This is a genomic window from Bradyrhizobium sp. SPXBL-04 (assembly GCF_051853035.1).
Classification (GTDB): Bacteria; Pseudomonadota; Alphaproteobacteria; order Rhizobiales; family Xanthobacteraceae; genus Bradyrhizobium; species Bradyrhizobium zhanjiangense.
The window spans coordinates 955,359-965,000 of sequence record NZ_CP182472.1 but is presented as its reverse complement, the minus strand read 5'-3'; the positions used below and the strand labels follow the sequence as shown (position 1 = coordinate 965,000).

Sequence of the window (9,642 nt, the reverse complement as noted above, 5' to 3'; positions counted from 1 at the left end):
TAGATCACTAGGTTTCGGGTCTAATACAACGAACTTGGCGCCCTATTCAGACTCGCTTTCGCTACGCCTTCGCCTATCGGCTTAAGCTTGCTCGTTAAATTAAGTCGCTGGCCCATAATACAAAAGGTACGATGTCACCCAGAACGAATCTTGGGCTCCATCTGTTTGTAGGTGTCCGGTTTCAGGTCTATTTCACTCCCCTCGTCGGGGTGCTTTTCACCTTTCCCTCACGGTACTGGTTCGCTATCGGTCGCTGAGGAGTACTTAGGCTTGGAGGGTGGTCCCCCCGTGTTCAGACAGGATTGCACGTGTCCCGCCTTACTCGTGGATACATCATCGCATTACTCGTACGGGGCTATCACCCTCTGAGGCCCAGCTTTCCTGACTGGTTCCGATTGTCTTTGATGTATCACTGGCCTGGTCCGCGTTCGCTCGCCACTACTAACGGAGTCTCGGTTGATGTCCTTTCCTCCAGGTACTTAGATGTTTCAGTTCCCTGGGTTTGCTTGAAACCTCCTATGTATTCAGAAGTCTCATACCTTCTCTTGATAACCGGAAATCCAAAACCTCGAGGGTCATGGTCCCGATCATTTCTGGTCGAACACCAAGACACAAGGTCTTGGAGTTCCGGCTATCGAAGGTGGGTTTCCCCATTCGGAAATCCGCGGATCAAAGCTTCTTCGCAGCTCCCCACGGCTTATCGCAGCGTAGCACGTCCTTCATCGCCTCTCAGCGCCAAGGCATCCACCGAACACCCTTAAGGCACTTGATTGCTCTCATTATCAATGTCCACACACTCGGCAGAATGTTGTCCGTACGATTGCCTTGCGGCGCGCACCCTCGATGAATGCTACGTACAGCCGGACATTGACTAGAAAGACCAGCTTGCTTCGTAAGATCGTTCCGATAGCGAGGCGGTCAAGCTTCGCTAAAAGGATCATTTTACAACTCGCATTCAACCTCACGGCTGAAAGCGAGCGCCGAAAATGATCCGGAGATAATGAAGGCTCGCGCAACGATATGCTGCACGACCCAACTCGGATCGATCTCCTCTTTACGATGTCAGAAAACACGCAGTTCACTGTCTATCCAGACTAGTGAATGCGAAGTGATGTTTCGCGGACGACGGTACATGATCTCGGTGATCAAACCATCTGGTGGAGCCAGACGGGATCGAACCGACGACCTCATGCTTGCAAAGCACGCGCTCTCCCAGCTGAGCTATGGCCCCGTAACCAGAAGACGAATGCTCACTCGATGAAAGTGGTGGGCCTGGGAAGACTTGAACTTCCGACCTCACGCTTATCAAGCGCGCGCTCTAACCAACTGAGCTACAAGCCCTAACGCTATCCTTTTCAGGACTAGGGTCTTGCGTGCATGCATCGGCGACCAGCGCAGATGCAATCGCACAGCGCAGCCCCGGCGCGTGTTCGTCCGCGAAGAAAGAGAAACGAAGACGGCGAAATCCCGCCAATGCAGCTCAACGATCTGGCGATCTGTTGGCCACTGATGTTTCTAAAACGATCCGATAGTGAGCGTGAGCTCGCTGAAGGATCATCCTTAGAAAGGAGGTGATCCAGCCGCAGGTTCCCCTACGGCTACCTTGTTACGACTTCACCCCAGTCGCTGACCCTACCGTGGCCGGCTGCCTCCCTTGCGGGTTAGCGCACCGTCTTCAGGTAAAGCCAACTCCCATGGTGTGACGGGCGGTGTGTACAAGGCCCGGGAACGTATTCACCGTGGCGTGCTGATCCACGATTACTAGCGATTCCAACTTCATGGGCTCGAGTTGCAGAGCCCAATCCGAACTGAGACGGCTTTTTGAGATTTGCTAGGACTTGCGTCTTCGCATCCCATTGTCACCGCCATTGTAGCACGTGTGTAGCCCAGCCCGTAAGGGCCATGAGGACTTGACGTCATCCCCACCTTCCTCGCGGCTTATCACCGGCAGTCTCCTTAGAGTGCTCAACTAAATGGTAGCAACTAAGGACGGGGGTTGCGCTCGTTGCGGGACTTAACCCAACATCTCACGACACGAGCTGACGACAGCCATGCAGCACCTGTGTTCCAGGCTCCGAAGAGAAGGTCACGTCTCTGCGACCGGTCCTGGACATGTCAAGGGCTGGTAAGGTTCTGCGCGTTGCGTCGAATTAAACCACATGCTCCACCGCTTGTGCGGGCCCCCGTCAATTCCTTTGAGTTTTAATCTTGCGACCGTACTCCCCAGGCGGAATGCTTAAAGCGTTAGCTGCGCCACTAGTGAGTAAACCCACTAACGGCTGGCATTCATCGTTTACGGCGTGGACTACCAGGGTATCTAATCCTGTTTGCTCCCCACGCTTTCGTGCCTCAGCGTCAGTATCGGGCCAGTGAGCCGCCTTCGCCACTGGTGTTCTTGCGAATATCTACGAATTTCACCTCTACACTCGCAGTTCCACTCACCTCTCCCGAACTCAAGATCTTCAGTATCAAAGGCAGTTCTGGAGTTGAGCTCCAGGATTTCACCCCTGACTTAAAGACCCGCCTACGCACCCTTTACGCCCAGTGATTCCGAGCAACGCTAGCCCCCTTCGTATTACCGCGGCTGCTGGCACGAAGTTAGCCGGGGCTTATTCTTGCGGTACCGTCATTATCTTCCCGCACAAAAGAGCTTTACAACCCTAGGGCCTTCATCACTCACGCGGCATGGCTGGATCAGGGTTGCCCCCATTGTCCAATATTCCCCACTGCTGCCTCCCGTAGGAGTTTGGGCCGTGTCTCAGTCCCAATGTGGCTGATCATCCTCTCAGACCAGCTACTGATCGTCGCCTTGGTGAGCCATTACCTCACCAACTAGCTAATCAGACGCGGGCCGATCTTTCGGCGATAAATCTTTCCCCGTAAGGGCTTATCCGGTATTAGCACAAGTTTCCCTGTGTTGTTCCGAACCAAAAGGTACGTTCCCACGCGTTACTCACCCGTCTGCCGCTGACGTATTGCTACGCCCGCTCGACTTGCATGTGTTAAGCCTGCCGCCAGCGTTCGCTCTGAGCCAGGATCAAACTCTCAAGTTGGACTTGAACTTTGAACCGGCTGATCACAACGTTTGACGAGGTCCCACCATACTCGCGAAGCGATTCACATCGCTTGCGAACTGACCTCAATGAAGAGGCCATGGTGTTACCTTTGAAACGTGTACCGCCGAAGTCTTTCGTCCGGTCTCGATCAGAAAAGCCGAAGCTTTTCAGAAGCGAGACCCGCAAGGACTCCGCCGTCCACGTTTCTCTTTCTTCATCTTCACTTGTCAAACAGCCCGGGACCGTGGAGGCCCCAACCTTCCTGGGAGGAAGGGTTCCGACACCCTTACCGACGATGAATGAACTCCAACCGACTGGTGTCGATTGTTGTGTTCACTCAACAAGGTGAGGAGCATCAGTGGCGCGTTCGCTCGCCTTGGTTCAGTGACCCGGCGGCGCCGCGCTCAGTGGTTGGGGTTATAGGCCCCACCTTCCGGGCTGTCAACGCCAATCGTCAACAAATCGTCGCACAGTGGATTGGCTGAAAAATTCGCACGATTCCAGGCAGTTAGAAGGGCATGGGGCGCGCGGACGGAGGTCGCGCGGAGAAAAAACTGAAAAAAAGTTTGCGGCCCAGCGGGCTCCGGAGGGGGCTTGGGAGGGGACCTAGGAGAGGACTTTGGGAGGGGACTTGGGAGGGGGCTTAGGACGGCGCTTGGTCGGACGCTTGGGAGGCGGCTTGGGACGCCCTTCCGAGGCGGCCTCCCGCGCCCGTTCCTTCAGGAAACTTTTTCCATATTTGGCGCCGTACTTGAGCCACAATCCCGCGGCGTTCTGATAAGAGACAAGCTTGAATCGCGGGGATGCCAGTGGGGGCTGCCGGCGGTTTTCATGGGGTCAGAGGAAGGCGATCTTGCAGATGACGCGGCCTTCTTCCGGCGTTCGAGAGACATCGAGAGACCTTTTTCCGTTTAGCTGTTCGTAATTTCGGCCGGCCCGTCATCGGGGCCTTCTGACCGCGAACGCCTATGCGGCTTGCTTTTTCCTGCGATATGCCTCGAAGAGGGCGACCGGGAAGAGGCTCGAGGCGGGGCTTTTGGGTCGTTGATTTGGGGGACTTGGGTTGAACCACAGGACGTCACGCGGCGCTTACGGGCGTGAGACCGGGATCATCGATCTCGGCCACGAGCCGCCGCTGTCCGTCGATGGTTCTGAGGCCGCCGTCATCGATCGCCGCCGCGTCTCGGTACAATGGTTCAGCGGGACGATTCTGACCGGACTCTGCGGCGCGGCCCTGATCGGCGGCGCCGTTTTCGCGTCACTCGACGGCGAGATGACCTTCGCCAAGGTGCCGGAGCGGGTCGAAGGCGCGCTGCGCGGTGCATTCGGCGCAGCCGATCGCGCCGCCTCGCTGCACAAGAGCGACCGGCTGCCGCCGCCGAGCGAATCCACGGCGTCGCGCAACATCGTCCGCGTCTCCACGGTCGCCCGCGTCGGCAATCGCGACGTGATGCGGGTGCGCCCCTTCGTCCGGATCGCCGGCAATCTGTCGATGACGACGAGCGATCTGTCGGCGAAGATCCCGCCGTTCAACGCCCAGCGCCTGCTCACCGACGTCGGCTCCGATCCGAAGACCGCCTCCGATGATCCGAACAATCCGGAAGCGGTCGAGCCCGACGCCGAGGTCTCCTTCGTCACCAAGGACCTGTCGCCGGTGCTGCCGAAGGCCAAGATTTCCGCGGTGGTGGCGCTCGACGACATCCTGATGCGGGTGCGCGATGCCGCCAATTGGCGCGGCAATGGCGGGGTGCGCTACGCCTCGCTCGCCAATGCCACCGCCGACGTCTCCGGCGCGACCGGCGCGTCCGACATGAAGATGGCCTACGCCACCGAAGTGTCGTCGGCCGATCCCTATGCCGGCTTCGAGACGCGCGTGGTGCCGGAAAACGTCACGCTGCTGCCCAAGACCAAGGAGCAGATCACCGGCGGCAATCCCAACGGCGAACGCGTCCACATGGTCAAGAAGGGCGACAGCGTCGCTGGCGTGCTGCGCGATCTCGGCGCCACCGCCGACGAGATCAAGGCAATCACCGCAACGCTCGGTCCGCGCGGCCGCGACGGCGGCCTGAAGGAAGGCGAGAAGCTCCGCATCCTGATGGCGCCCGCCAGCCCCGGCGCCCGCCTGCAGCCTTATCGCGTGGTGGTTGCAAACGACACCATGGTCGAGGCGATCGCGGCGCTGTCCGATCTCGGCAAATACGTCGCGGTCGACGTCTCCAGCATGAACACCGTCGCCGACGCAGCGGCCAGCGCCAACAGCGACGACGATGACGACGATGACGGCTCCGGCGTGCGGCTCTACCAGAGCATCTACGAGACCGCGATGCGCAACAAGGTGCCGATGCCGGTCATCGACGACATGATCAAGATCTATTCCTACGACGTCGATTTCCAGCGCAAGGTGCAGCCGGGCGATTCCTTCGACGTGTTCTACGCCGGCGAAGACGAGGGCGTGACCGCGAGCGAGAAGAACGAGGTGCTGTTCGCTTCGCTCACCGTGGGCGGCGAGACCAAGAAATACTACCGCTACCAGAGCCCCGACGACGGCGTCGTCGACTACTATGACGAGACCGGCAAGAGCGCGAAGAAGTTCCTGGTCAGGAAGCCCGTCAACAACGCCATCATGCGCTCCGGCTTCGGCGGCCGCCGCCATCCGATCCTCGGCTATGTGAAGATGCACACCGGCGTCGACTGGGCCACCGCCTACGGCACGCCGATCTTCGCGTCCGGCAACGGCATGATCGAGAAGGCCGGCCCCGAGGGCGGCTACGGCAAGTACATCCGCATCAAGCACTCCAACGGCTACGAGACCGCCTACGGCCACATGTCGGCCTTCGCCAAGGGTATGGAAGTCGGCAAGAAGGTGCGGCAGGGCCAGGTGATCGGCTTCGTCGGATCGTCGGGCCTATCGACCGGCCCGCACGTCCACTACGAGATCCTGGTCAACGGCCGCTTCGTCGATCCGATGCGCGTGAAGCTGCCGCGCGGCCGGTCGCTGGAGGGCCCGATGCTGGCGAGCTTCGAGAAGGAGCGCGACCGGCTCGACGGCATGATGAGCGGCCGCGGCGGCGCCATCGCCCGCATGTCGGACGCAACCGGCGGGCCGCTGCAGGTCATCAACCGCTAAGCCAGCTGAGTGGACTTCGTGGCGAGGCGGCTTGCCGCCTCACATCAGGTGCCGCGCGTTCCGCTCCTTCATTCAATTTCCCTGGAACCGCAAGGAACACGCCGGACGGTGGCCCGGTTATTTTCGCATGAGGGGGCGGAGCTAATGGAGGATATCATGGAGAACTGGACGAACGCAAAATGGTGCGACGTCGCCAACCTGGTCCTCGGCGCATTCCTGTTCTTCTCGCCCTGGATATTCGGATTCGATGCCGGAGTAGCCTCTCAGAACGCGTATGTCGCGGGCATCGTAATTGCGATCCTGGCCATCGCGGCGCTCGCAGCCTTCGCGGTGTGGGAGGAGTGGCTTAACCTGATCGTCGGCCTGTGGACGCTTATTGCGCCTTGGGTGCTCGGGTTCCAGGGCGCCAAGACGGCAATGACGGTGCACGTCGTGGTCGGCATCCTGGTGGCTGTGCTTGCTGCGGTCGAACTCTGGATGATGTCCCAGAACCCGCCGCGGCTGACGACAGGCCGGTAACAAAATACCCGTCCGCACCACGGCGCGGGCGGGGCCATTATGCAGATATCACTTCCGCCGTATCCGGCAATCCGGCGCCGGAGAGCTACGGCAGCGCCCACGCCCGCACGATCACGAAGACGATCCCGATCGCCGTCAGGCCGAACGAGACGGCCGCCAGCGGCAAAAGGACATCGATCGCGGCATGCGAGCCGCGAAGTTTTGCACCCCAGACCTTGAATTCGCCGGCCTCCCAGTCGTGCAGTGAGGTCGGCCCCAGATGCGGCTCGTACGGCATCCGATATCTCCTCCAGAGCCGCGAAAGGGCCCAGGGCAGCAGGATCGCGACTACGAACAGCAACGTGACGAGGCCGAGGGAAAGACTGATGTCACTGCTGCGGTCAAACAGCACCCAGGCCATGAACGCGAACCATACGACAAGGCCGACCGCTGCCCCGTAGATCTTGGGATGAAGCTCGTCAAAGACACGATGGTGGGCGACAAGATCTTGTTTCATGGCAATATCCTGCGCTGCTCTGGGGCAACCCCAGTCCACCGCACCAGTTTCATCAAATCGAAGGGTTCCGGCGCCCCTCGTCGGGCTGGGACGATGGAACGGCTGGACGCTCAATAGCGATTGCCGCGCGGCCACTTGCCGGAAGGCCCGACACGCAAACCTCGAAAGACCGCGGCGGGCTCGAAGCGATAATGAGCGGCCGCAACGGCGCGATCATCCGGATATCGAATGCGAGTTGGATGCGACGCTAGTGCTGTGTCTCTGACCGTACTCTGTGGCCCAACGGATTCCGGGCTCCCTCGCCCCGCTCGGGCCCGGAATGACGGAATGAACTGTCGGAATCACAACACCAGTGAAATGAAGTCGCTTCAGTGCGTCACAACGTCAAGTTTCGTTTGCCAAAGCCGTGTGATGGGCGAATACTTTCCGAAAAATGGGAGGTCTCGCCATGAAGAACAGGCTCGCCTGCGCAGCTCTGGTTGGTGCAATTTTTTCCATCACGAGCGCATCGGCCGAGACATTGCCGGCAACCTGGGAGGTCACCAAACTCGTCCCGGGCTCCGCATTCCACGGCGTACATGGGCTCGGCATCGACAAGGCCGGCCATCTGTTCGCCGGCAGCGTCGCGGGCGCCGCGCTCTACGAGGTCGACATCGCGGGCGGTACCGCCAAGGTTGCAATCCCCGCTCCGATCGGAATGGCCGACGACATCGCGTTCGCGCCCGACGGCACCATGGCCTGGACCGGCTTCCTCGCCGGCGATCTTTACGCGCGCAAGGGCGACGGCCCGATCAAGAAGCTCGCTTCCGGTCTTCCCGGCATCAACTCGCTCGCCTTCCGCAAGGACGGCAGACTCTACGCCACCACCGTCTTCCTCGGCGACACGCTCTACGAGATCGACGTCGAGGGCGTCAAACCGCCCCGCCAGATCATGGAGAAAATGGGCGGCCTCAACGGTTTCGAGTTCGGCCCCGACGACAAGCTCTACGGTCCGCTCTGGTTCAAGGGACGGGTCGCCAAAGTCGACGTCGACAAGGCCGAGCTGACAGTCGTCGCCGACGGCTTCAAGGTCCCGGCCGCGGTGAACTTCGATTCCAAGGGCAACCTGTTTGTGGTCGACACCGCGCTCGGCCAGCTCGTCCGCGTCGATCCGAAGTCCGGCGCCAAGACGATGGTCGCGCAACTGAAGCCGTCGCTGGACAATCTCGCGATCGACGACAAGGACCGCATCTACGTCTCCAACATGGCCGACAACGGCATCCAGGAGATCGATCCGGCGACCGGTCAGGCGAAGCAGATCATCATCGGCAAGCTGGCCCTGCCCGGCGGCATCGGCGTCACCTCGGAGAATGGCAAGGATACCATCCACGTCGCCGACGTGTTCGCCTATCGCACCGTGGACGGGGTGACCGGCGAGGTCACCGAAAAGGCGCGCATGCACGCCGCCGGTACCACGCTCGAATATCCGATGAGCGCGACGGCGAAGGGTAACGACGTGATCCTGTCGAGCTGGTTCACCGGCACGGTGCAGGTGATCGACGGCAAGACCGGCGCGACGCGCGAGATGCTGCACGACTTCAAGGCGCCGCATGACGCGGTCGTCCTCGCGGACGGCAGCATTCTGGTGGCCGAGCTCGGCACCAAATCGCTGATCAAGGCGAGCGGTGAGCATGGCAAGGATCGCGCCACGCTGATCGGCGATCTCGAGGGACCCGTGGGTCTCGTCGGCGGATCGGACGGCGAGGTCTACGTCACCGAAGCCTTCTCTGGCGTGGTCTCCCGGATCGACAAGACCGGCGCAAAGACCGTGCTCGCCAAGGAGCTGAAAATGCCCGAAGGCATTGCGCGCGCCAGCGACGGCAAGCTGGTCGTGGCGGAAGTGGGCGCCAAACGATTGATCGAGATTGCGCCGGAGACCGGCAAGGTGACGGAGATCGCGGCCAATCTCCCGATCGGCCTGACGGGCGCGCCGGGCGGCCTGCCGACGCATATCCCGACAGGCGTCGCGATCGGCGCGAGCGGCGTCATCTACTTCAGCTCGGACGTGGAGAACGCGATCTACAAGGCGGTGAAGAAGTAACATCCGCCCCAGAAGACCTAGACCTGACCGCGGAACCCACGCGCGGGTTCCCGGTTAAACGCTGACGGAAGCCGACCAGCAGGAGGATCGCCCATGACGCGCCTCTCACGCGACGATGTCATCAAGGCCGTGGACCGGGCCGACGACGTCACCATAGCCCAGATCATCGGAACCGGCGCGACCGTCGAGGAACTCGCCGAAGCCCAGGCCTGGCTCGCCAATGACGAGCCCATGATCAATGACTTGCGCCCGCTGGCGCAGGGACGGGTGCGCGAGCTGGTGGATATTTTGTCGGAGCTGGAGGAGGTTGACGACGAGGAAGGTCCGGCCTCTCCGGGCTCCGCGTCCGCAGTCAGCTAAAGCA

The 9,642-nt window shown here is 60.7% G+C and carries 5 protein-coding genes, 2 tRNA genes and 2 rRNA genes (1 of these 9 cut by a window edge); 4 read left to right on the top strand and 5 right to left on the bottom strand.

Going from position 1 to position 9,642, the window contains the following annotated elements:
- From ACNJX8_RS04495 to ACNJX8_RS04480, 4 genes are all read right to left on the bottom strand, one after another.
- Positions 1–772 (bottom strand): 23S ribosomal RNA (locus ACNJX8_RS04495); it reaches 2,075 nt to the left of the window's first position.
- A 383-nt stretch (positions 773–1,155) separates the two neighbouring features.
- Positions 1,156–1,231: transfer RNA gene (locus ACNJX8_RS04490), tRNA-Ala, on the bottom strand.
- A 33-nt stretch (positions 1,232–1,264) separates the two neighbouring features.
- Positions 1,265–1,341, bottom strand: a tRNA-Ile gene (locus ACNJX8_RS04485).
- A 223-nt stretch (positions 1,342–1,564) separates the two neighbouring features.
- Positions 1,565–3,053 (bottom strand): 16S ribosomal RNA (locus ACNJX8_RS04480).
- Together the 16S and 23S rRNA genes with 2 tRNA genes alongside form the textbook arrangement of a ribosomal RNA operon.
- A 1,066-nt stretch (positions 3,054–4,119) precedes the next feature.
- Here ACNJX8_RS04480 and ACNJX8_RS04475 point away from each other — a divergent pair.
- Both ACNJX8_RS04475 and ACNJX8_RS04470 read left to right on the top strand, forming a co-directional pair.
- Positions 4,120–6,183 carry a M23 family metallopeptidase gene (locus ACNJX8_RS04475; protein WP_439359736.1) on the top strand — a complete coding sequence of 688 codons (2,064 nt, stop codon included), beginning with the start codon at positions 4,120–4,122 and terminating at the stop codon, positions 6,181–6,183.
- Between the two features lie 156 nt (positions 6,184–6,339).
- Positions 6,340–6,702, top strand: a complete 363-nt coding sequence (locus ACNJX8_RS04470) for an SPW repeat protein (RefSeq protein WP_128931233.1) — start codon at positions 6,340–6,342, stop codon at positions 6,700–6,702.
- Positions 6,703–6,787: 85 nt separating this feature from the next.
- On the opposite strand, the gene ACNJX8_RS04465 is transcribed toward ACNJX8_RS04470, so the two are convergent.
- Entirely contained in the window at positions 6,788–7,198 is a 411-nt protein-coding gene (locus ACNJX8_RS04465; protein ID WP_439359735.1) for a hypothetical protein, read from the bottom strand.
- A gap of 448 nt (positions 7,199–7,646) precedes the next feature.
- On the opposite strand from ACNJX8_RS04465, the gene ACNJX8_RS04460 reads away from it, so the two are divergent.
- The gene (locus tag ACNJX8_RS04460) at positions 7,647–9,278 is read left to right on the top strand and encodes a hypothetical protein (RefSeq protein WP_439359734.1); all 1,632 of its coding nucleotides are present in this window, start codon (positions 7,647–7,649) and stop codon (positions 9,276–9,278) included.
- A gap of 93 nt (positions 9,279–9,371) precedes the next feature.
- Positions 9,372–9,638, top strand: a complete 267-nt coding sequence (locus ACNJX8_RS04455; RefSeq protein WP_128931230.1) for a hypothetical protein — start codon at positions 9,372–9,374, stop codon at positions 9,636–9,638.
- Positions 9,639–9,642 lie beyond the last annotated feature (4 nt).